The sequence below is a fragment of the Flavobacterium xizangense genome (genome assembly GCF_054075145.1).
In genome coordinates this window covers 110,223-130,565 of the sequence record NZ_JBSIPG010000004.1, presented here as the reverse complement: position 1 = coordinate 130,565, position 20,343 = coordinate 110,223, and the positions used below count along the sequence as shown (strand labels likewise).

Genomic DNA, 20,343 nt, shown 5'->3' with positions numbered 1-20,343 from the left:
AACCTATAAGTTTGTCATTCAGATCAACTTGTCTGAAATTCCCCTTTCTTTTGTCTTTTAAACACCCTAACATATTGGTTATAAGAAAGTAAATTTGTAATACAAACCTTTAAATTATCTAAAAATGAGTACTTCAGATTTTACAACAACAATAACTGTAGACCAATCTCCTCAAGAAGTTTTTAATGCTCTTACAAATGTCCGAGGATGGTGGTCAGAAGAAATAGAAGGAAATACTGCAAAACAAGACGATGAATTCGATTATCATTATGAAGATGTTCACCGCTGCAAAATAAAATTAATTGAAGTTGTTCCGAATAAAAAAATTGTTTGGCTGGTTGAAGAAAACTATTTTAAATTCACCGAAGACAAAACAGAATGGACGGGAACAAAACCAACTTTTGAGATTTCAGAAAAAGAAGGAAAAACCGAACTTCGTTTTACACATTGTGGCTTAACATCTGAATACGAATGCTTTGAAATCTGCAGAGGTGCCTGGACAAATTACATTCAAAACAGCCTTAAAAAACTAATTGAAACCGGAAAAGGAGAACCAAATGCATCTGGAAAACCACAAACTGAAAACGAAAAAAGGTTATCTTCAAAATAATTTTATAAATTAGTGATTTTAAAACTCTAATTTTATGAATCCTATTTTAAGAAATACGCTGGCCGTCATCGCCGGAATTATTGTTGGAAGTATCGTCAATATGAGTATAATTTTAATAAGCGGTTCAATTATTCCTCCTCCAAAAGGTGCAGACAACACCACAATAGAAGGCTTAAAAGCAACAATGCATCTATTTGAAGCCAAACATTTTCTTTTTCCGTTTTTAGCACATGCAATAGGAACTTTTGCCGGAGCAATTACAACGGCTTTGATTGCTTTTAACCATAAAAAGAAACTGGCTTTGCTTATAGGCGCTTTCTTTTTGTTTGGCGGTATTGTAAGTGTGTGTTCATTGCCGTCGCCAATGTGGTTTACAGTTGTAGATTTAGTTTTTGCTTACATTCCGATGGCCTATTTGGCTTTGAAATTAACCTGCAGAAGAAATACTAAAGTCCACTGAAATGAACAACAAATCTGTGAAAGTAAAACCAGCAAAAATGTGTTACTCACATATTGGTGGAAAACTCGGCCAATTACTAGTTGAAACTTTTGCGAAAAAAGGATGGATTACCAAAAAAACTCCAACAGACAAACATTTCTACATAACAGAAATTGGCCAAAAAGAATTAGAAAAATTAGGTGTTGATGTTTCTCAAATCAAACTGGAAGATTTATAAAAAAATAAATAAAATCCGGACTTTATTTACCCCAAGTGTAGCTTCAAATTTCTTAACTTAGTTCTCTTTTATATTTGAACATCATGACTAAGAAAGAAATTGCCAGAGACTTCCTGAAACTTGCTGCAAACGGACATTCGCATGAGGCATTTCGACTTCATGTCAGCAAAAAATTCAAACATCATAACGCTTATTTTAAAGGCGATGCGGAAACTTTGATGCTCGCAATGGAAGAATCAGCGCGAACAAATCCGAATAAGATTTTTAAAATCCATCATATTTTAGAAGATGACAATTTGGTCGCTGTGCATTCTCATTTAAAACAAAACTCAACAGATATAGGCTTTGCGGTTGTTCATATTCTAAAATTTAAAGCAGATAAAATTGTAGAGCTTTGGGATTTAGGCCAGCCCGTTCCAAAAGAAACAATTAACGAAAACGGAATGTTTTGAATTAATTGTAAATGGTGAATTATTAATTATAAATTAAAAACCAAATTTAAAAATTAGCAATTATAAACATTAGTCTCAATATTTTATAATTCATAACTCATAATTCAAAAAATGACTTTTTTATCCAAAACGCTGTCTCTGTTTTCATTAATTTTTCTTTTTTCGAACTGCAATTCTTTTGCTCAGAAAAAAGAAAAGTATGCAGCTCAAATCGATAGTCTTATCCAAAATACTTCTCCCATCTTTAATGGTGTAATTCTGATTTCAAAAAACGGAAAAACATTATATTCTAAAGCAAAAGGCGTTTCTAATTTTGAAACTAAAAAACCTTTAAAATTGGACAGTCAATTCGAAATCATGTCAAATAGCAAACTAATAACTGCTGTTTTGATTTTATTAGAAGTTGAAAAAGGAAAAGTGGAATTAAATGCACCAATAAAAAAATATTTGCCAGAATTGACTCAAACCTGGGCCGATTCTGTTACAGTTCATCATCTTTTAAATCATACACACGGAATTGTCGATTTACAGAAACGTTTAGCTTTTAAATCAGGAACTCAGTTTAAATATGGTGATCTCAGTTATACACTTCTAACGAAAATTATTGAAAACTCTACGAAAGAAAGTTATTCAGAAGTAGCCGAAACGTTATTCAAAAAACTGAAAATGACAAATACATATTGTTATTCGAAAGATAAAATTCAAAATTTAGTTACTGGCTATTTTAATTCAAAAGACACTTTTGAAAAAGTACAAAAAACTCAAATTACACCGCAAAACTTAGGTGCTGACGGCGTTGTTTCAACAGTATCCGATCTCGCAATTTGGAACAATAATTTGCATAAAGGGAAAATTCTGAAACCAGAGACTTATCAATCAATGCTTCGCTACACCATAACTTCACAACATAATTTCTTCGGGAAAGAAAATGAAGGTTATGGTTACGGAATCAGAATTACTGAAAAAGAAGCAGTCAAATATATTGGCCACACAGGTTTGGGGGACGGATTTTCTTCTGTAAATTTATATTTCCCAGAAAGCGATATCAGTTTGATTGTTTTAGAAAATCAGATGAACGAGGATTCTGAATTGTTTTACATATCTGAATTTAAAATCAAAAATATTCTTTTGAAAAGCGATTTATTCATTAAAAAATAATTCTCAAATGGCGAAAAATAAAACAAACGAAACCGAGAGCAGTGTCATTGATTTTATAAATAATTCTGATGACGAGACTAAAATAAAAGATGCTTTTGAACTGGTAAATATCATGCAGAAAGTCTCGGGTTTTGAGCCGAAAATGTGGGGTCCGAGTATAATTGGCTTTGGAAGTTACCATTACAAATACGCGAGCGGACATGAAGGTGACGCGCCTTTAGCGGCATTTTCACCAAGAAAAGCAGCGATTTCACTTTATTTTTATTTACCTGCTGAAGACAGAGAAGAACTGCTTGCAAAACTCGGAAAACATAAAGCCGCAAAAGGCTGCATTTATGTCAAAAAACTGGCTGATATTGATGTTGAAATTCTTAAAAAAATGGTTTCAATTTCAGTAAAAGAATTGCAGAAACAATATCCTTCCAATTAAATTATTATGCATTCAAAATTATTAAAATGCTATTAGAAAATAGTTCACAACAGCAAAACGATGATTTCATATTAGAGTGTTTATTTGCTATAATTATAATTACAGTCTTTATTTTATGTTTTTATAAACGTAAAAGAGTCTATAAATACATTACAGAAATGTCAACTTATAATAATCTTCCAAACATTCGATTTTACTTAGGTTTATTTCTTTCTGTTGTTGCGAGCATAGTATTCCTTTATAAGTTTTTTTTGTGAAATTTTCTCTTAAACTTATCATTTAAATAAATAATTCCCTTCTAACTAAAAAAATTATGATCCTTACTTTATTTCTTCTTTTAATAGCCGTTGCAATCTATTTTGCCTTTCATCCAAGATTCGGAAAAAGACCCGCTGGCGAAAGACTTGCTTTAATACAAAAATCGCCTCAATACAAAAACGGAAAATTCGAAAACCAAAGTTTCACACCTGAACTTGCAGAAGGTTACGGCTATTTTGATGTTTTAAAAGAATTTTTCTTCAAAAAAGTAGATCGCAAAATTCCGACTGATGCAATTCCGTCAGTAAAAACTAATTTACACGAAATTCCGTTAGACCAAGATATTCTTGTTTGGTTTGGGCATTCGTCTTATTACATTCAGCTTGAAGGAAAACGTTTTTTAATTGATCCTGTTTTCAGCGGCAACGCCTCTCCTATTTACGGAACTACAAAAGCTTTTAAAGGAACCGAAGTTTATACCGCCGATGATATTCCGGAAATTGATTATTTATTAATGACGCACGATCATTATGATCATTTGGACTATGCCACAATTATGGCATTGAAACCAAAAATCAAAAAGATAATTACAGCGCTTGGTGTTGGTTCGCATTTCGAGTTTTGGAAATTTCCTGCTGAAATTATTATCGAAAAAGATTGGCATGAAAAGATAGAATTGGATCAAAATTTAACGCTTTATACAACTCCTTCAAGACATTTTTCTGGTAGAAGCATTAAACGATGTAACACACTCTGGACATCTTTTGTTTTAGAAACCAAAGATTTTAAAATGTATCTAGGAGGTGATAGTGGTTACGATTCGCATTATGCTACAATTGGCGAAAAATTTGGCCCTTTTGATATTGTACTTATTGATAATGGCCAATATAACCCAGCTTGGAAGTACATTCATAATTTGCCGGAAGATGTTATAAAAGCAATTAAAGATTTAAAAGCTAAAAGAGTCTTTCCTGTTCATTCGTCTAAATTTGCATTGGCACTTCATCCGTGGGATGAGCCTTTGATTAAAATAACCGAGTTGAATAAATTATCTGAAAATCCTATTCCGTTGATTACACCTAAAATTGGCGAATTAGTAGAATTAAAAAATGAAAATCAGGAATTTCAGCAATGGTGGAAAGGGGTTAGATAATTACGAATTGTGAGTTATGAATTATGAATTATAAACCTGAAACAAAAAACCGATGTCACCCTGAGCGAAGTCGAAGGGCGCTCCAATTGTGACTTGGGCTTCGACTTCGCTCAGCCTGACAAATGCGAGCAAAACCTGAAACTTGAAACTTGAAACAAAAAATGACGAAAATAAATTATACCATCCGAAACGCAAATCCTTCAGAATTTGAGGAAATCGGCAAACTTTTAATCCGAGTTTATTCGGCTTTGGAAGGTTTTCCGAAAGAGGATGAACAGCCAAATTATTACAAAATGCTGGCTAATATTGGCACTTTTACTGAATATCCTGAAACGGAACTCTTAGTTGCTCTTGATGAAAATAATGTGATTGTGGGAGCAGTTGTCTATTTTAATGATATGCAATATTATGGTTCTGGAGGAATTGCTCCTCAGGAAAAAGATTCGGCTGGATTTCGTCTTCTTGGAGTTAATTCTCAAGCGAGAGGAAAAGGAATTGGAAAACTTTTAACTTTAGAATGCATTAAAAAGGCGACTGAAAATAAACGAAAACAAATCATTATTCATTCAACTTTAGCAATGAAAACGGCTTGGGGAATGTATGAAAATATCGGATTTAAAAGAGATGAAATTTTGGATTTTATGCAAGGAGAACTTCCTGTGTTTGGATTTAGATACCAATTTATTTCATAAAAATAAGAATTTAAACATTTCTTATGTCACCCTGAGCGAAGTCGAAGGGCGCTCCAATTGGGACTTGGGCTTCGACTTCGCTCAGCCTGACAAAACAAAAAAACTTGAAACATAAAACTTGAAACAAAACAAAAACCTTGAAACTAAAATTTAACCTTCTTGCCATTATTTTTCTGGTAACTTTTAACCTATTTGCACAAAATACCTATGTATTTCTGGGTTCTTATAATCGTGATAAATCAGCTGAAGCGATACAGATTTATAAACTGGATACCATAAACGGAAAATTATCAAAAGTAGCATCCGCAAAAAACATTATAAATCCTTCCTATTTAACTGTTTCACCAAATGGAAAATATGTTTACGCCTGCACGGATACAAAAACGCCAAATGCAGGAAGCATCAGCAGTTTTGAATTTAATCCTGAAAATAAAAGTCTGACTTTCCTGAACAGCCAAAGAAGTGGCGGCGAAAATCCGGTTTATGTTACGGTTCATAAAAGCGGAAAATGGATTGCCAATGCGAATTATACTGAAGGAAGTGTTTCTGTTTTTCCTATTTTAGAAAACGGAAAAATCGACTCGATTGCACAAAATTTTCAATATATGGGCGGAAGCACGCATAAAGAAAGACAGACACGTTCACATGTTCATTCAGCTATATTTTCACCTCAGTTTGATTATTTGTTTCTACCCGATTTAGGTGCCGATAAAATCCGTTGTTATGCCTTTGATGAAAATCAGAAAAAACCATTGACTGAAACCAAAAATCCTTTCACAAAAACAGATTTAGAAGCCGGACCAAGACATTTTACCTTTCATCCGAATCAGAAATTTGGTTATTGCATTGAAGAAATGGCAGGTCAAATAAGCGTTTATCATTATGAGAATGGTGTTTTAAACAAAATCCAGCGCATCGCTACGCATCCGGATAAAATAAAAGAAGGATTTGAAAGTTCAGACATTCATATTTCTCCAGACGGAAAATTTCTGTATGCGACCAACAGAGGAAAAGAAAACAATATTGCCATTTTTACAATTGATGAAAATGGATTTCTAAAAAATATTGGTTATCAATCCACTTTAGGGAAACATCCTCGCGTTTTTGCTATTGATGAAAGTGGAAAATTTTTAGTGGCATCTAATGTAAACACTGGAAATGTGGTTGTTTTTAAAAGAAATCAAAAAACTGGTCTTCTAAAAAAGGTCGGAAAAGAGATTAAAATGGAAAGCGTTTCGTGCGTTCAAATCCGAAAAATTTAAAAATAGAATCATTTAATCTGCCACAAAAAATGACTACAAACAACTTTAATTTACAGCCAGATTTTCTGGAAAACGAAGTCTTAAAATTGATTCCTTTGCAAGAAAATCATTTTGAAGCGCTTTATAAAGTCGCTTCAGATCCTTTAGTTTGGGAACAACATCCTAATAAAAATCGCTATGAACGAGACGTCTTCCGAAACTTTTTTGAAGGTGCGATGGAAAGCAAGGGCGCTTTTGTTATTTTGGACAAAACAACAAATGAAATTGCCGGCAGTACACGATTTTACGATTATGAACCGGAAAATAAAAGTGTTTTTATAGGCTATACTTTTTACGGCAGAAACTTCTGGGGAACTGGTTTTAATGCACAAGTAAAAAAAATTATGCTCGATTATGCGTTTCAGTTTGTTGATAACGTTCAGTTCCATATTGGGGCAGAAAATTACCGTTCGCAAAAAGCAATAGAAAAATTAGGTGCCAAAAAAATAGACGAAATCAATGTTGCTTATTATAACGAACCCTCACGTCATAATTTTGTTTACAGAATAAAAAAATAAAAAATGAAAAATATAACCGTTTTCTGCGGATCCAGTTTTGGAACCGATGAAATATTTAGAGAACAGGCAGAATTGCTCGGAAAAACTTTAGCAAAGGAAAATATCGGATTGGTTTATGGTGGTGCAAATGTAGGCTTAATGGGCGCTGTCGCAGATGGTGCACTCAGCGAAAACGGAACCGTAATTGGTGTTCTTCCAAATTTTTTACGATCAAAAGAAATCGCACATTTAGGCTTAACCGAACTAATTGTAGTGGAAAGCATGCACGAACGAAAAACCAAAATGAATGATTTGTGCGATGGTGTAATTGCGCTTCCCGGCGGTTTTGGAACACTGGAAGAGCTTTTTGAAATGCTGACTTGGGCACAGCTAGGACTTCATAAAAAACCAATCGCAATTCTAAACATAAACGGATTCTACGATTCATTAATTGAGTTAACAAAAAATATGGTCGAAAAAGGCCTTCTTAAAGATGTTAATCAGCAAATGCTTTTAGTGAGCGACAATATAGAGGATTTATTGCATAAAATGCAAAACTATATTCCGCCAAAAGTTGGAAAATGGATAAATAAAGAAGACGTTTAATGTGTTTCAGCTTATACGTTTTTAAACTGCTTTTTATACGCACTCGGGTTAAGTCCTGTATATTTCTTAAATAATCGATTCAGGTGGCTTGCATCACTAAAACCAAATTCGTACACGATTTCATTAATACGCATATTGGTAAATTTTAATCGGGTTTCAATCAGCTTAATTTTATATGCAATACTATATTCTTGTATATTCTGTCCTGTTTTAGTTTTAAAATACTCGCTTATATACGTTGGTGAAACATTAAAAGCTGTTGCCATTTTCGACGATTTCAATTGATCTGGCCGATAGATATTCTGATGAACATAATGCAGTAAATCTAAATTTGGCATCGTGCTGGTCTGCTCAAAATTTATACTCGCCACAAGCGAAATATTTCTTGCGGCAATGGTTATTATAGTATTTAGAATCTGTTTTATTACTTCTTGTTGCTGCGGATCACGACTTTTTTCTTCTCTAATAAGGGCTTCGATCATTACTCTAATTAATGGCTTGTCTGTCACTGTCTTTAATATACATCCTGGCAAATGATTATGATTGTGAAAAATAAATTCAAGTTTTTGAATCCATTCATTGCTTTGAGTTTTAAGATAACTGTTATGAAATCTAATAAAGAAAAATTTCGTTTTCTCACTAACTTCAAAACTGTGAGTATCTTCAGGAAAAATCAAAAACAACTTATCACTACTGTAAGGTAGTCGATGATCATTTATGATCTGAATTCCTTTTCCTTCCAGTACAAAAACCATTTCAAAAAAAGTGTTTTTGCGCTCTTTCGCTTCATATTCTAAAACTTCTAAAAACTGAAGTTCAAATGGATGGTATAAATTTCTAATTTCCATCTTTCAAAAGTACAAAATATTCCAATGATTGTACAAATTTAAAAAAGCAGATCTTCTCAACTTTGTTGTATAAAATTACAACAATATGGAAACAATTTCTTTTTTATTATTGCGCATTGCAATAGCAATCAGCATGTTTGGACATGGATTAGTACGACTACCAAAACTGGAAGCTTTTAGTAACTGGATGACCAATAGTTTTGAAAATTCTATGCTGCCAAAAATTCTTGTAACTCCTTTTAGTTACATCTTACCCATAGCAGAATTTTCAATTGGCGTTTTATTATTACTGGGTTTATTTACAAAACCATCTTTAATTGCTGGAGCTGTTATTATGCTAATTTTATTATTTGGCACCTCGATGATTGAAAACTGGGAAGCCATTCCGTCACAACTAATTCACATTGCTTTTTTTGCCTTACTGTTACATTTTATAAATGATAACAGTTGGGCCATTGATACATTAATTAAAAAATAAGCATTATGAGTTCAAGAAGAAATTTTATTAAACAAACCGGAATAATAGGAATGGTTGGCCTGATGAATCCTATTGAAACATTTTCTGAAGTTTCAAAAAACGCTCCTGCTTTTTCTTCTAAAAAAGCGAAATGGGCAGACGGTTCAAGATTAGTGGTTTCAATCTCTATGCAGTTTGAAGCCGGAGGACAACCGCTAAATGCCGAAAGTCCTTTTCCTCAAAATATGCAAAAAGGATTTATTGATCTCCCGGCTTCTACTTGGTATGAATACGGATATAAAGAAGGAATTCCGCGTATGCTGGACAATTGGGATAAACTTGGTGTAAAAGTAACTTCGCACATGGTTGGAACGGCTGTTTTAAAAAATCCGGAACTGGCGAAAGAAATTGTACAAAGAGGCCACGAAGCCGCCGCCCACGGAATGAGCTGGAGCACGCAATACACAATGCCGTATGAAGAAGAAAAAATGTTCATAAAAGATGGTATTGATGCTATAAAAAATGTCACTGGTTTTACCCCTGTTGGTTATAATGCCAACTGGCTGCGCCGAGGACAAAACACACTCAATATTTTACAAGAACTTGGTTTCAAATATCATATCGATGATCTTAGCCATGATGAGCCTTTTATCATTCAGGTAAAAAATAAAGATTTTGCAGTAGTTCCGTACACAATCAGATGCAACGACATAGTGCTGATTGAAGGGAAAAACTTTTCATCAGATCAATTTTTCCAACAAGTTAAAATGGAATTTGACCAGTTATACGTCGAAAGCGAAACACAACGACGCCAAATGTCAATTAGTTTTCACGACCGCATTGGAGGAACTCCCCAAATGGTAAAAGCCGCAAGTGATTTGATAAAATACATGCAACAACATCAGGGTGTGAGTTTTAAACGCAAAGATGAAATCGCCGAAATTGCACTTCACGACAAGACTACAATAAGAGAATAATCAATTTAGGATTTGAAATCCATACAAGTTAAAACTTGTGTGGATTTTTTATTTCTGGGAATTGGAATTTCTTTCTTAAATTAGAGCTTCAAAAAAAAATGTTTTGATTTTCCAATTTTTTTTGAAGTATTTACCTCTATTTTGCAACACACATTTTAGACATAAACCATGAAAACAGAAAACAACAAATTTGCAAAAGCCGAAATGCTGATTAGAAAACCTGTTTCAGAAGTTTTTCAGGCTTTTATTGATCCGGAGATTACAAACAAATTTTGGTTTACAAAGGGTTCGGGAAAATTAGAAGAAGGCGAGAAAACGGAATGGACTTGGGAAATGTATGGTTTTTCGCTTTCGGTTACAACGCACGTTTTGCAGCAAAATAAAAAGATTGTTATCGAATGGGGAAATCCCGACGAAACGACTTTAGTGGAATGGATTTTCACTCCTTTAAACGAAAATGAAACTTTTGTAAGCATTACAAATTCAGGTTTAAAAGGAGATTCAGATAAAATAATCGATCAGGTTCGTAATTCAACTGAAGGTTTTACTTTAGTTTTAGCCGGTGCAAAAGCGTATTTGGAACATAAATTACAACTGAATTTAGTTTTAGACCGATTCCCGAAAGGATTGGCTTAATTTTAGTTTCAAGTTTCAAGTTTCAAGTTTCAAGTTTTCAGCAGTAACTTGAAACCTGAAACTTGAAACTAAAAAACAATAAGTTATGGAAGTTAAAAAGCCCGAAAACATTGACGAATACATCGGAGGATTTCCAAATGATGTACAGGAAATTTTGGAAAAAGTAAGAATGACGATTCAGAAAGCTGCGCCTGATGCTAAGGAAAAAATCAGTTATTCAATGCCGGCTTTTGAACAAAATGGAATCGTAGTATATTTTGCTGCCTTTAAAAATCATATCGGACTCTATGCTTTACCAAGCGGACATAAAGAATTTGCAGACGAGCTTTCAAAATACAAATCGGGAAAAGGTTCAGTTCAGTTTCCCTTAAAAGATAAAATGCCCTATGATTTAATCACAAAAATTGTAAAATTTAGAGTGAAAGAAAATCTTGAAAAGGCAAAAAAGAAATAAAATTTTAAATGAATTTAACCGAACACTACAACCAACTTTATAAAACCTCTTCTGAAGCTATTTCAGCAGGAAAATATGCGATTGATTCAGACCTAAAAAAAGAAGCTGATTCAAGATTTGGAATAACGCTTTTAATACGCGCGAGCGACGAAATAAAAGCAAATATTCAGCTTTTTATAAACGAATTAAAAAAAGCCGAACCGGAGCAATATTATTATCCTGATTCTGATATTCATATTACGGTTATGTCAATTATTTCCTGTTCAGAGGAATTTCAACTAAACCAGATTGCGCCAAATGACTATATTCAATTAATATGCAAAAGTATGGTTGATGCCGATAAAATTAAAATTCATTTTAAAGGTATTACAGCCTCACCTTCCGCACTTATGATTCAGGGATTTCCAACAGATGAAACTTTGGATAATTTCAGAAATAAACTTAGAGAGAATTTCAAAAACTCAGATTTACAACAAAGCATCGACAGCCGATATACTATTTCCACAGCACATTCAACCGTTATGCGCTTTCAGGAGCCGCTTCATGATCCTAAGAAATTAATCGAAATCGCCGATAAATTTCGTGATTATGATTTTGGGGTATTTGATGTAAAAAATCTGGAACTGGTTTACAATGATTGGTATCAACGTAAAAGTACTACACGAGTTTTGGGGAATTTTGGTTTGAGATGATATTATTTTTTAAACGTTCCAAAATGCCATAAAACTCCAGACGGATCGTGAAGAAAACATTCACTTCCCCAATCTAAATGACGTGTTGGAGTTAACTTTACACCATATTTTTCGGTTAAATTAAGCGCCAAAAGTTCATTATAATATCTTTCTGCGTCGTCAACTTCTAGAAAAATCATGGTATTTTCAATCCATTCTTTGGTATAATAATCCTGAAGATAAAAGGCAGTTTCTCCACTTTTAAAAACAGAAAAATTGGATTCTAAAACAATTTCTTCAAATCCTAAATCGCGATAAAAACTTCTTGATATTTTGAAGTCTTTAGCTCCGATAAATGGGCGAATTGATTTGATATTGTGATTCATTTATTGATATTTTTTTTATCCTTTTTTCAAAATATTCCCCAAACCTCTACCAATCTGTTCAATCGCTTCAAGACCTTTTGTTAAAGGCGTTGCAGTGAAATCTTCATAGGCATCCATAGCACTTTCTTTTCGGTCATCCTGCGGATAAACCAAAATGATATTATTGTCTCCAAAGAACTTCTCAAATTTCTGTGGAAGTCTTTCAAAAATGGACTGATAGGAAACGGAGCCTTTTCGGGATAAATTAAAAACAATTAAATCAGTTGGTCTCATTTCATCTGAAATCGATTCGAAATTATCCCATTCAATGACGCTTTTAAATCCAAATTTTGCATTTAATCTTAAGTTATTTGCAATTCCTTGAATGGCTTGATGCGTTTTGTAATCGGCGTAAATTACGATCGGGATACTTAATTCCTGAGATAATCTAGCGATTTTTTGCAATAAAAGATGAAAACCAATTCCTCTTTCAGAAAATGGAGGACAAACAAAAACGAGTCTTTTTTGTTCTATAAAGTTAGTTGGAAATCGGCAGATGAATAAACTTTTATCTACGTTGTTGATAATTGAATCTACATTTTCTCCAAAAATCTTATCTAAAAATCCCGTCTTTTTAGGCCAGCCAATAATCACGATATCCGACATGATTTCTTTAGAAGTTCTGGCAATTCCACTCGCCGGATTATGGTCAATTCTGGCAATTGTATTTATTTTCACTTCAGAAGCTGAACCTTGAATAACGAATTTATCTACTGCTTTTCGGTACTTCAAAATATTTTTTTCTGCCTGATCATTATTCGGAACAATAGTTAATAAAGTAACCGGATTTGGTGATTTTTTATCTTTAATCAAAAGCGCAAAATCCAATAAACTTGCTGTTGCAGAAGTTTTTGCTAATGGAATTAAAATATGCTCATCTAAAATTTGATCATGGCTGGCATCTTCATGCGAAATCTCTTCTTCGCAAATGGCGATTTTTTTAGCTGCTTTTTCTGTTGCAAACGAAGCCACAATACAAGTAATCAAAATCAGAATAATAGTTCCGTTTAAGATATTTTCGTCTAGAATTTTAGCTTTAAAACCAACTAAAATTACGGCCAAAGTTGCTGCCGCGTGCGCACTGCTCAATCCGAAAATTAATTGTCTTTCGGTTTTGGTATATCTAAAAACAATCTGGGTGAAAAAAGCTGCTGCCCATTTTCCAAAAATAGCTACAACGCTCAATGTTGCTGCTACAATTAATGCAGTTGGTCCGCTTAAAATTACACTTACGTCAACCAGCATGCCAACAGAAATCAGGAAAAACGGAATAAATAATGAATTTCCAATAAATTCAATTCGGTTCATCAAAGCAGAAGAATGCGGAATCAAAGGATTTAATGCCAAACCGGCAACGAAAGCTCCAATAATAGGCTCCACTCCTGCTACTTCGGCCAAGAAAGCCGCAAAGAAAACCACTGAAAGTACAAAAATATAATGTGCATGTTTTTCACTTTCCAATTTCTTAAAAAACCATTTGGCTATTCTCGGAATCACTAAAAACATAATCGCCGAGAAAATCGCTAATGAAACGGTCAGTTTTATCCAAAAAGCCTGATTCAAGTTCCCTTGGCTACTTCCCATAATAACAGCCAAAATAATCAAAACAGCTGTATCTGTCAGAATGGTTCCTCCAACGGTAATGGCAACCGCCTGATTTTTAGCAATTCCTAATTTGCTCACAATTGGATATGCCACTAAAGTATGTGTGGCAAACATGCTCGCAGTTAAAAAACTGGCATTGAACTCATATTGAAGCAAATAATAACATACGGGAAAACCAATGGAAAGCGGAATAATAAAGGTGAAAAATCCAAATAATAAGCTTTTATTCCTATTGGCTTTGAATTCGTTCATATCGAGTTCAAGCCCAGCAATAAACATAATATATAAAAGTCCGATGGTTGAAAATAAATTTACAGCCGAGTTCTTCTCCAAAAGATGAAGACCATGAGGCCCAATAATAACTCCCGAAATAATAAGTCCGATAATTCCCGGAATATTGATTTTTTTTAATAAAATCGGAGAAAGCAGAATTATGAAAAGTATTAAAGAAAAAATCAATACTGGATTAGTGAGCGGTAATTCGAATTCGTGTATGAAATGCCTGAAAAATTCTATCATATTGTAATTTTATGCTTTGTGGTATTGTAATCGCAAAAAGACATTTTCAGAATTCAAAAAAATTCTTTGAAGTAATTTTTAAATTATACCAAACAATTTAAGCTGTTTTAGTGTTAGGCTCTTTACAAAAATACCGAAAAAACGCTAACTTTCTACGTAAACTGCATATTAAGCAATTAAATTTATTTTGTTGCCAAATTATTAATATTTAATACCTTTTTTAACAAAAATGCAACATTAACAATCAAAAGCGAATCATCATTGCATTATTCAATTATCTTTGTAATAACAAAATTGAAACAATGGAAGAATGTATCTCTGTTTTTGATATGCTTAAAATTGGTGTTGGACCTTCATCCTCACATACTTTGGGGCCTTGGAGGGCTGCAGAACGTTTTTTAGAAGAGCTAAAAAACGAATCTATTTTAGATCAAATCAAACGCGTAAAAGTCGATTTATATGGCTCACTTTCGTTAACAGGAAAAGGGCACGCCACAGATTTGGCCGTAATGTTGGGCTTGAGCGGTCAAGATCCAGAATATATTCCGGTTGATAATATTGCCGGAATTATTAAAACGATTGAAGATAAAAACGAAATCGTTTTGGCAAATCAATATACGATTCCATTTTACTTTCTTCAGGATATTGTTTTCAATAAAGACTTTCTTCCTTTCCATGCTAATGCTTTGAAATTTACTGCTTATAAAAATGATGATTCGGAATATGAATCGACTTTTTACTCAATTGGCGGTGGTTTTGTCGTAAAAGAAGAGCGAGAAAATGCCAAAATAAAAGAGGTTATAAAATGTGCCTTTCCTTTTCCAATTCAAAATGCTGTCGAGCTTTTGAATTATACTGTTTCTGAAAATAAATCAATTTCTGAAATTGTTTACGAAAATGAAAAATCAATGCGCTCTGAAGATGAAATTCATTCTGAACTAATGCGCATTTGGAATACGATGCTAGAGTGTATGTACATTGGTTGTCATACTGGCGGAATTCTTCCCGGCGGACTTCACGTTCGAAGAAGAGCTTTTGATATGCATCAAAATTTAATTGGTTTGTCAAATTATACTGATCCGCAATCATGGCTGGAAGAAATCAGAAAAACCGAAGTTAAATTCCGTCAAATTTTAAAATGGGTAAGCTGTTTTGCACTTGCTGTTAACGAAGTAAACGCTTCTTTAGGACGCGTTGTTACAGCGCCAACAAACGGAAGTGCCGGTGTAATTCCTGCTGTTTTAATGTATTATATGGTAATCGAAAACCATAACGCTGGCGAAAAAGAAATCAAACAATTTTTGATGGTTGCCGGAGAAATTGGAAGTATCTTCAAAAAAGGTTCTACTATTTCTGCTGCAATGGGAGGTTGTCAGGCTGAAATTGGTGTCTCATCATCAATGGCGGCAGCGGCACTTTGTGAATTAATGGGCGGAACTCCTGCTCAGGTTTTGATGGCGGCTGAAATTGCAATGGAGCATCATTTAGGTTTAACCTGCGATCCAATTGGCGGTTTGGTTCAGATTCCGTGTATTGAAAGAAATACAATGGGCGCCATAAAAGCCATCAACGCTGCTGAATTAGCTCTTGAAACCGATTCGAAAAATGCAAAAGTTCCTTTGGACAAAGTCATCAATACTATGTGGGAAACTGCTAAAGACATGAATTCGAAGTATAAAGAAACCTCAGAAGGCGGATTGGCAATTGCCGTAAATATGGCTGATTGTTAGAATATATTACTTAATTTTGCAAACTAAAAATCACTTTTTAAAAGTATAAATTGCTTTTAAAATCATTAAAAAAACTAAAACTTACTCATAAATGTCAGTTGCTAAAAAAGATTATAAAAGAATCACTACCAAATCATTAATTGAAATGAAAAGCAATGGAGAAAAAATCTCTATGCTTACTGCGTACGATTATACAATGGCCAAAATTGTTGATACCGCTGGTGTTGATGTGATTTTAGTGGGAGATTCTGCTTCAAATGTAATGGCGGGTCACGAAACAACTTTGCCAATTACTTTAGATCAGATGATTTATCATGCTTCATCTGTAGTTCGCGCTGTCGAAAGAGCTTTAGTTGTAGTTGATTTACCTTTTGGAAGCTATCAGTCAGATCCAAAAGAAGCTTTGCGCTCTTCTATCAGAATCATGAAAGAAAGCGGTGGACATGCAGTAAAATTAGAAGGCGGAAAAGAAATCAAGGAATCAATCAAAAAAATATTAAACGCAGGAATTCCAGTTATGGGACATTTGGGATTAACACCTCAATCTATCTATAAATTTGGAACTTACAGCGTAAGAGCAAAAGAAGATCAAGAAGCTGAAAAGTTAATGGAAGACGCTAAACTTCTTGAAAAAATTGGTTGTTTTGCGATCGTTTTAGAAAAAATACCTGCTGATCTTGCTAAAAAAGTAGCTGATAGTATTTCAATTCCTGTGATCGGAATTGGTGCCGGAGGTGGCGTTGACGGACAGGTTTTGGTAATTCATGATATGCTAGGAATGAACAATGAATTCAGTCCGCGTTTCTTGCGTCGTTACTTAAATTTATACGAATTAATGACAAAAGCAATTGGTCAATATGCTACTGATGTTAAGTCGAAAGATTTTCCTAATGAGAAAGAACAATATTAGTTTTAAGGTTCTAAGTTGCTAAGACTCTAAGATACTAAGGTTTTAGGCACAAAGGCTCAAAGCAACAAAGGTTCAAAGAACTTTATAAAATATAAAATTCAAATTCAATTGCCTCCAGCTTTAGCTGGAGGTTCATTTTTAAGCATATTCGCAGGCTTTAGCCAAACTTTCTCAATCTAAATTTCAACTTAAAATGAAAATTATTTCAGATAAAAACAATCTCCAAATCTTGCATGAAGACAATCACATTATTGTGGTCAATAAGCGTGTGGGCGATATTGTGCAGGGAGATAAAACGGGAGACAAACCTTTATCTGATGTTGTGAAGGAATATATTAAAGCCAAATATAATAAACCAGGTGATGTTTTTTTGGGTGTAATTCATCGTTTGGATCGACCTACAACCGGAATTGTAGTTTTTGCGAGAACAAGTAAAGCTTTATCTCGAATGAACGAACTTTTTAGCAATCGTGAAACTAAAAAAACATATTGGGCGGTTGTAAAAAACAAACCATTGGAAGCTAGCGCCAAATTAGTTCACTATTTAAAAAGAAACGAAAAAAACAATACTTCAAAAGCGCATTTAAAAGAAGTTCCCGACAGCAAACTCGCAAGTCTGGACTACAAAATCATCAAAGAACTTCAAAATTATACAGCTTTAGAAATTAATCTTCATACAGGTCGTCATCATCAAATTAGAGCGCAACTGTCGGCAATGGGTTCTCCAATCAAAGGAGATTTAAAATACGGCGCTGACCGCAGCAATCCTGACGGCGGTATTCATCTTCACGCGAGAAAGCTGGTTTTTGTTCATCCAGTTTCTAAAGAAAACATTACAATTATAGCGCCTGTTCCAGACGAGATAATTTGGAATGCCGTTTGATTTTTTATGATATAATTGTTAATTTTTTAATTATTATCGATTAACTTGCATAGTCAAAGAAAACAAGCTAATCATAAAATGGACTACAAAAACGACATCGGATACAGAAAAGAAACGCTGAAAAAATTGTTGTATAACATTCAAAAAAGCGAAGATTTAATTGTAAAAGCTTTGTACGATGATTTTAAAAAGCCCGAATTTGAAGCTGTTTTAACGGAAACAAATTATGTTATTTCGGAATTAAAAGATACGATCAAAAACATTAATTCCTGGGCTAAACCTAAAAATATTTTTCCGTCACTTCTCAATTTTCCTTCCACGGATTATATTTACAAAGAACCTTACGGAAAAGTTTTAGTAATTGCACCTTGGAATTATCCTTTTCAACTAGCACTTTGTCCTTTAATTGCTGCTGTTGCTGCCGGAAACAGAGTCGTTTTAAAACCATCGGAACTCACACCACATACCTCAGCTATTATTAATAAAATCATTTCTAAAACATTTCATGTCAAACATGTAGAAGTTATTGAAGGAGGTATCGAAATTTCAAATAAATTACTGGCAAAACGCTGGGATTATATATTTTTCACAGGAAGTGTTTCGGTCGGAAAAATTGTTGCTAAAGCAGCAGCCGAGAATCTAACACCGGTTACTTTAGAATTAGGAGGCAAAAATCCGTGTATTATTGACGAAACTGCTAATTTAAAACTGGCAGCAAAACGAATTGTCTGGGGGAAATTCATGAATGCTGGGCAAACTTGCATTGCACCTGATTATATTTTGATTCAGAAAAACATGAAAGTTAATTTCATCACTTTTTTAATCGACGAAATATTAAAAGCATATGGAAAAAAAATAGACAAGTCTCCAGATTTCGCACGCATCATTAATACAAAAAACTGGTTACGCCTCGACAGTATGATTGAACGCGAAAAAGTAATTTTTGGAGGAGAAACAGATGCTGAAAAATTATATATTTCGCCTACTTTAATTGAAGAACCTACATTAGATAGCCCTGTAATGAGAGAAGAAATCTTTGGACCTATCTTACCTATTCTTGCTTATGAAAACGAAGTTGATATTGAAAATGTAGTCAGTAAATATGAAAAACCTTTAGCATTTTATGTTTTTAGCGAAAACAATAGTTTTGCTAAAAAACTAATTACAACATACTCATTTGGAGGCGGATGCATCAACGACACCGTTGTTCATTTTTCGAACAAAAGACTTCCTTTTGGAGGAGTTGGGCACAGCGGTATAGGTGCTTATCATGGGCAACTCAGCTTTGATATTTTCTCACATCATAAAGCGATCGTAAAAAAAGCTAATTGGCTCGATCTACCAATGAGATATGCTCCTTATAAAGATAAATTAACTTCCCTTAAACGACTATTAGACTGGCTTTAAGCAAATAAAAAATGTCGTCGTTAATTTTGTAGATTATAATATGTAATTGATTAAAAATACTATATTTACGTTTCAATAATGAACGTAAATTCTAAAAGTACAAACAATTCCATAATAAAAATGAAATCTACTCTTGCCCAAATCGAAAACATAAAAAATAATGGCTATTCATTGGATTTTTCTAACGTTTTTGACCATGCTTTCGAAAATTATAAAAAAATTGCACTTTACTCTGCTCTGATCATATTTTTGGTTTTCGTTATCTTCGGAATTGGTGCAATGGTGACAATAGGTGCTATTTATGGCCTTGAACATGCACCAAAAATAATAGAGGAAAGCATGAAACCTTCAAAACCGACTTTAGAAAGCGCTGTAATCTCAACAGTTGGAGTATCACTTATAACAGCTTTATTTGCGCCTTTTGGTGCAGGATTTTTTAAAATGGCTGATGCTGCAGACAAAGACAGCGAATTTAAAGTTTCAGGAATGTTTCATTATTATAAAGCTCCCTATTTTATACAGTTATTTGTTGCGACTTTAATTATAAGCGTTGTCAATAACATCATTGCAAATAGTCTTGAAAGTACGGGCTACATATTTTTAGGCGCGGGAATTTCTATTTTCATTAACTATTTCATGTATTTTACAGTTCCATTAATTGTATTTGGAAACCTAAAAGCTATTGATGCTATTAAAGGAAGTATTACACTAGTTTCAAAAAATCCGTTGTTAATTTTCGGTTTATTTATTCTAGGAATGATTGGCTCTATAGTTGGGGTAGTTGCCTGTGGAGTAGGATTGTTTTTTACAGTTGTTTTTAATACATCTCTAATTTACGCTACTTATTATGGGATTTTTACCATGGAACAAGAAGAAGATTCAATTGACTCAATTGGTCAATCGGATTTATAATAAAACGTCTTTCTAATTAAAACAGAGTCTGGCCAACTCTTTTAGAAATTCATAAAATGCTATTGATTAAACCGT

24 protein-coding genes are annotated in these 20,343 nt (G+C 33.7%); 21 read left to right on the top strand and 3 right to left on the bottom strand.

The genetic code is table 11. The annotated features are described in order from the left end of the window. Positions 1 to 124 precede the first annotated feature (124 nt). From ACWA1B_RS12225 to ACWA1B_RS12175, 11 genes are all read left to right on the top strand, one after another. Positions 125 to 610, top strand: a complete 486-nt coding sequence (locus ACWA1B_RS12225) for an SRPBCC family protein (RefSeq protein ID WP_456907240.1) — start codon at positions 125 to 127, stop codon at positions 608 to 610. Positions 611 to 644: 34 nt separating this feature from the next. Continuing rightward, positions 645 to 1,070, top strand: a complete 426-nt coding sequence (locus tag ACWA1B_RS12220) for a hypothetical protein (RefSeq protein WP_456907238.1) — start codon at positions 645 to 647, stop codon at positions 1,068 to 1,070. 1 nt (position 1,071) lies between these two features. Further along, positions 1,072 to 1,287, top strand: coding sequence for an ArsR family transcriptional regulator (locus ACWA1B_RS12215; RefSeq protein WP_456907236.1), 216 nt, complete (start codon positions 1,072 to 1,074; stop codon positions 1,285 to 1,287). An 83-nt stretch (positions 1,288 to 1,370) separates the two neighbouring features. Further along, positions 1,371 to 1,739 carry a nuclear transport factor 2 family protein gene (locus ACWA1B_RS12210; RefSeq protein ID WP_426484416.1) on the top strand — a complete coding sequence of 123 codons (369 nt, stop codon included), beginning with the start codon at positions 1,371 to 1,373 and terminating at the stop codon, positions 1,737 to 1,739. A 111-nt stretch (positions 1,740 to 1,850) separates the two neighbouring features. Further along, positions 1,851 to 2,897 carry a serine hydrolase domain-containing protein gene (locus ACWA1B_RS12205; RefSeq protein ID WP_456907234.1) on the top strand — a complete coding sequence of 349 codons (1,047 nt, stop codon included), beginning with the start codon at positions 1,851 to 1,853 and terminating at the stop codon, positions 2,895 to 2,897. A 7-nt stretch (positions 2,898 to 2,904) separates the two neighbouring features. Further along, on the top strand, positions 2,905 to 3,327 hold the full coding sequence (locus ACWA1B_RS12200) for a DUF1801 domain-containing protein (protein WP_456907232.1): 423 nt from the start codon (positions 2,905 to 2,907) through the stop codon (positions 3,325 to 3,327). A 313-nt stretch (positions 3,328 to 3,640) separates the two neighbouring features. Further along, on the top strand, positions 3,641 to 4,738 hold the full coding sequence (locus tag ACWA1B_RS12195) for an MBL fold metallo-hydrolase (RefSeq protein ID WP_456907230.1): 1,098 nt from the start codon (positions 3,641 to 3,643) through the stop codon (positions 4,736 to 4,738). A 161-nt stretch (positions 4,739 to 4,899) separates the two neighbouring features. Next, positions 4,900 to 5,430, top strand: coding sequence for a GNAT family N-acetyltransferase (locus ACWA1B_RS12190; RefSeq protein WP_456907228.1), 531 nt, complete (start codon positions 4,900 to 4,902; stop codon positions 5,428 to 5,430). A gap of 137 nt (positions 5,431 to 5,567) precedes the next feature. Beyond that, positions 5,568 to 6,692 carry a lactonase family protein gene (locus ACWA1B_RS12185; protein WP_456907226.1) on the top strand — a complete coding sequence of 375 codons (1,125 nt, stop codon included), beginning with the start codon at positions 5,568 to 5,570 and terminating at the stop codon, positions 6,690 to 6,692. A gap of 29 nt (positions 6,693 to 6,721) precedes the next feature. Next, positions 6,722 to 7,249: a GNAT family N-acetyltransferase gene (locus tag ACWA1B_RS12180; RefSeq protein WP_456907224.1), complete on the top strand. Its 528-nt coding sequence runs from the start codon at positions 6,722 to 6,724 to the stop codon at positions 7,247 to 7,249. A 3-nt stretch (positions 7,250 to 7,252) separates the two neighbouring features. Next, positions 7,253 to 7,834 carry an LOG family protein gene (locus tag ACWA1B_RS12175; RefSeq protein ID WP_456907222.1) on the top strand — a complete coding sequence of 194 codons (582 nt, stop codon included), beginning with the start codon at positions 7,253 to 7,255 and terminating at the stop codon, positions 7,832 to 7,834. 11 nt (positions 7,835 to 7,845) lie between these two features. Here ACWA1B_RS12175 and ACWA1B_RS12170 read toward each other — a convergent pair whose 3' ends face one another. After that, positions 7,846 to 8,682, bottom strand: a complete 837-nt coding sequence (locus tag ACWA1B_RS12170) for a helix-turn-helix domain-containing protein (protein ID WP_456907220.1) — start codon at positions 8,680 to 8,682, stop codon at positions 7,846 to 7,848. A gap of 85 nt (positions 8,683 to 8,767) precedes the next feature. Here ACWA1B_RS12170 and ACWA1B_RS12165 point away from each other — a divergent pair, with 85 nt between their 5' ends. The 5 genes from ACWA1B_RS12165 to ACWA1B_RS12145 all read left to right on the top strand — a co-directional run bounded on the left by ACWA1B_RS12165 (position 8,768) and on the right by ACWA1B_RS12145 (position 11,898). Further along, positions 8,768 to 9,160, top strand: a complete 393-nt coding sequence (locus tag ACWA1B_RS12165) for a DoxX family protein (RefSeq protein WP_456907218.1) — start codon at positions 8,768 to 8,770, stop codon at positions 9,158 to 9,160. 5 nt (positions 9,161 to 9,165) lie between these two features. Beyond that, a complete protein-coding gene (locus tag ACWA1B_RS12160) occupies positions 9,166 to 10,116 on the top strand; it encodes a polysaccharide deacetylase family protein (protein ID WP_456907216.1) in 951 nt (316 codons plus the stop codon). A 168-nt stretch (positions 10,117 to 10,284) separates the two neighbouring features. Further along, a complete protein-coding gene (locus ACWA1B_RS12155; RefSeq protein ID WP_035647147.1) occupies positions 10,285 to 10,752 on the top strand; it encodes an SRPBCC family protein in 468 nt (155 codons plus the stop codon). A gap of 85 nt (positions 10,753 to 10,837) precedes the next feature. Beyond that, complete coding sequence (locus tag ACWA1B_RS12150) at positions 10,838 to 11,206, top strand: iron chaperone (RefSeq protein ID WP_456907214.1); 369 nt, start codon at positions 10,838 to 10,840, stop codon at positions 11,204 to 11,206. Between the two features lie 8 nt (positions 11,207 to 11,214). Next, a complete protein-coding gene (locus ACWA1B_RS12145; protein ID WP_456907212.1) occupies positions 11,215 to 11,898 on the top strand; it encodes a 2'-5' RNA ligase family protein in 684 nt (227 codons plus the stop codon). A gap of 2 nt (positions 11,899 to 11,900) precedes the next feature. Here ACWA1B_RS12145 and ACWA1B_RS12140 read toward each other — a convergent pair whose 3' ends face one another. Next, positions 11,901 to 12,263, bottom strand: coding sequence for a VOC family protein (locus ACWA1B_RS12140; protein ID WP_456907210.1), 363 nt, complete (start codon positions 12,261 to 12,263; stop codon positions 11,901 to 11,903). Positions 12,264 to 12,278: 15 nt separating this feature from the next. Continuing rightward, positions 12,279 to 14,426: a cation:proton antiporter gene (locus ACWA1B_RS12135; RefSeq protein WP_456907208.1), complete on the bottom strand. Its 2,148-nt coding sequence runs from the start codon at positions 14,424 to 14,426 to the stop codon at positions 12,279 to 12,281. A 302-nt stretch (positions 14,427 to 14,728) separates the two neighbouring features. Between ACWA1B_RS12135 and ACWA1B_RS12130 the strand changes: the two genes are divergently transcribed. From ACWA1B_RS12130 to ACWA1B_RS12110, 5 genes are all read left to right on the top strand, one after another. Beyond that, positions 14,729 to 16,156 (top strand): L-serine ammonia-lyase, encoded by a 1,428-nt coding sequence (locus ACWA1B_RS12130; RefSeq protein ID WP_456907206.1) that lies wholly within the window; start codon positions 14,729 to 14,731, stop codon positions 16,154 to 16,156. Between the two features lie 91 nt (positions 16,157 to 16,247). Then, positions 16,248 to 17,066 (top strand): 3-methyl-2-oxobutanoate hydroxymethyltransferase, encoded by an 819-nt coding sequence (panB, locus tag ACWA1B_RS12125; protein ID WP_456907204.1) that lies wholly within the window; start codon positions 16,248 to 16,250, stop codon positions 17,064 to 17,066. Positions 17,067 to 17,259: 193 nt separating this feature from the next. Continuing rightward, positions 17,260 to 17,949, top strand: a complete 690-nt coding sequence (locus ACWA1B_RS12120) for an RluA family pseudouridine synthase (RefSeq protein ID WP_456907202.1) — start codon at positions 17,260 to 17,262, stop codon at positions 17,947 to 17,949. A 78-nt stretch (positions 17,950 to 18,027) separates the two neighbouring features. Next, entirely contained in the window at positions 18,028 to 19,356 is a 1,329-nt protein-coding gene (locus ACWA1B_RS12115) for an aldehyde dehydrogenase (protein ID WP_456907200.1), read from the top strand. Between the two features lie 120 nt (positions 19,357 to 19,476). After that, a complete protein-coding gene (locus ACWA1B_RS12110; RefSeq protein ID WP_456907198.1) occupies positions 19,477 to 20,268 on the top strand; it encodes a hypothetical protein in 792 nt (263 codons plus the stop codon). The last annotated feature ends 75 nt before the right edge of the window (positions 20,269 to 20,343 follow it).

What these genes read in the sequence shown, in the direction of transcription:
- ACWA1B_RS12225 (WP_456907240.1), top strand. Translation starts at nt 125, where the DNA reads ATGAGTACTTCAGATTTTACAACAACAATAACTGTAGACCAATCTCCT.
- ACWA1B_RS12220 (WP_456907238.1), top strand. Translation starts at nt 645, where the DNA reads ATGAATCCTATTTTAAGAAATACGCTGGCCGTCATCGCCGGAATTATT.
- ACWA1B_RS12215 (WP_456907236.1), top strand. Translation starts at nt 1,072, where the DNA reads ATGAACAACAAATCTGTGAAAGTAAAACCAGCAAAAATGTGTTACTCA.
- ACWA1B_RS12210 (WP_426484416.1), top strand. Translation starts at nt 1,371, where the DNA reads ATGACTAAGAAAGAAATTGCCAGAGACTTCCTGAAACTTGCTGCAAAC.
- ACWA1B_RS12205 (WP_456907234.1), top strand. Translation starts at nt 1,851, where the DNA reads ATGACTTTTTTATCCAAAACGCTGTCTCTGTTTTCATTAATTTTTCTT.
- ACWA1B_RS12200 (WP_456907232.1), top strand. Translation starts at nt 2,905, where the DNA reads ATGGCGAAAAATAAAACAAACGAAACCGAGAGCAGTGTCATTGATTTT.
- ACWA1B_RS12195 (WP_456907230.1), top strand. Translation starts at nt 3,641, where the DNA reads ATGATCCTTACTTTATTTCTTCTTTTAATAGCCGTTGCAATCTATTTT.
- ACWA1B_RS12190 (WP_456907228.1), top strand. Translation starts at nt 4,900, where the DNA reads ATGACGAAAATAAATTATACCATCCGAAACGCAAATCCTTCAGAATTT.
- ACWA1B_RS12180 (WP_456907224.1), top strand. Translation starts at nt 6,722, where the DNA reads ATGACTACAAACAACTTTAATTTACAGCCAGATTTTCTGGAAAACGAA.
- ACWA1B_RS12175 (WP_456907222.1), top strand. Translation starts at nt 7,253, where the DNA reads ATGAAAAATATAACCGTTTTCTGCGGATCCAGTTTTGGAACCGATGAA.
- ACWA1B_RS12170 (WP_456907220.1), bottom strand. Translation starts at nt 8,682, where the DNA reads ATGGAAATTAGAAATTTATACCATCCATTTGAACTTCAGTTTTTAGAA.
- ACWA1B_RS12165 (WP_456907218.1), top strand. Translation starts at nt 8,768, where the DNA reads ATGGAAACAATTTCTTTTTTATTATTGCGCATTGCAATAGCAATCAGC.
- ACWA1B_RS12160 (WP_456907216.1), top strand. Translation starts at nt 9,166, where the DNA reads ATGAGTTCAAGAAGAAATTTTATTAAACAAACCGGAATAATAGGAATG.
- ACWA1B_RS12155 (WP_035647147.1), top strand. Translation starts at nt 10,285, where the DNA reads ATGAAAACAGAAAACAACAAATTTGCAAAAGCCGAAATGCTGATTAGA.
- ACWA1B_RS12150 (WP_456907214.1), top strand. Translation starts at nt 10,838, where the DNA reads ATGGAAGTTAAAAAGCCCGAAAACATTGACGAATACATCGGAGGATTT.
- ACWA1B_RS12145 (WP_456907212.1), top strand. Translation starts at nt 11,215, where the DNA reads ATGAATTTAACCGAACACTACAACCAACTTTATAAAACCTCTTCTGAA.
- ACWA1B_RS12140 (WP_456907210.1), bottom strand. Translation starts at nt 12,263, where the DNA reads ATGAATCACAATATCAAATCAATTCGCCCATTTATCGGAGCTAAAGAC.
- ACWA1B_RS12135 (WP_456907208.1), bottom strand. Translation starts at nt 14,426, where the DNA reads ATGATAGAATTTTTCAGGCATTTCATACACGAATTCGAATTACCGCTC.
- ACWA1B_RS12130 (WP_456907206.1), top strand. Translation starts at nt 14,729, where the DNA reads ATGGAAGAATGTATCTCTGTTTTTGATATGCTTAAAATTGGTGTTGGA.
- panB (WP_456907204.1), top strand. Translation starts at nt 16,248, where the DNA reads ATGTCAGTTGCTAAAAAAGATTATAAAAGAATCACTACCAAATCATTA.
- ACWA1B_RS12120 (WP_456907202.1), top strand. Translation starts at nt 17,260, where the DNA reads ATGAAAATTATTTCAGATAAAAACAATCTCCAAATCTTGCATGAAGAC.
- ACWA1B_RS12115 (WP_456907200.1), top strand. Translation starts at nt 18,028, where the DNA reads ATGGACTACAAAAACGACATCGGATACAGAAAAGAAACGCTGAAAAAA.
- ACWA1B_RS12110 (WP_456907198.1), top strand. Translation starts at nt 19,477, where the DNA reads ATGAAATCTACTCTTGCCCAAATCGAAAACATAAAAAATAATGGCTAT.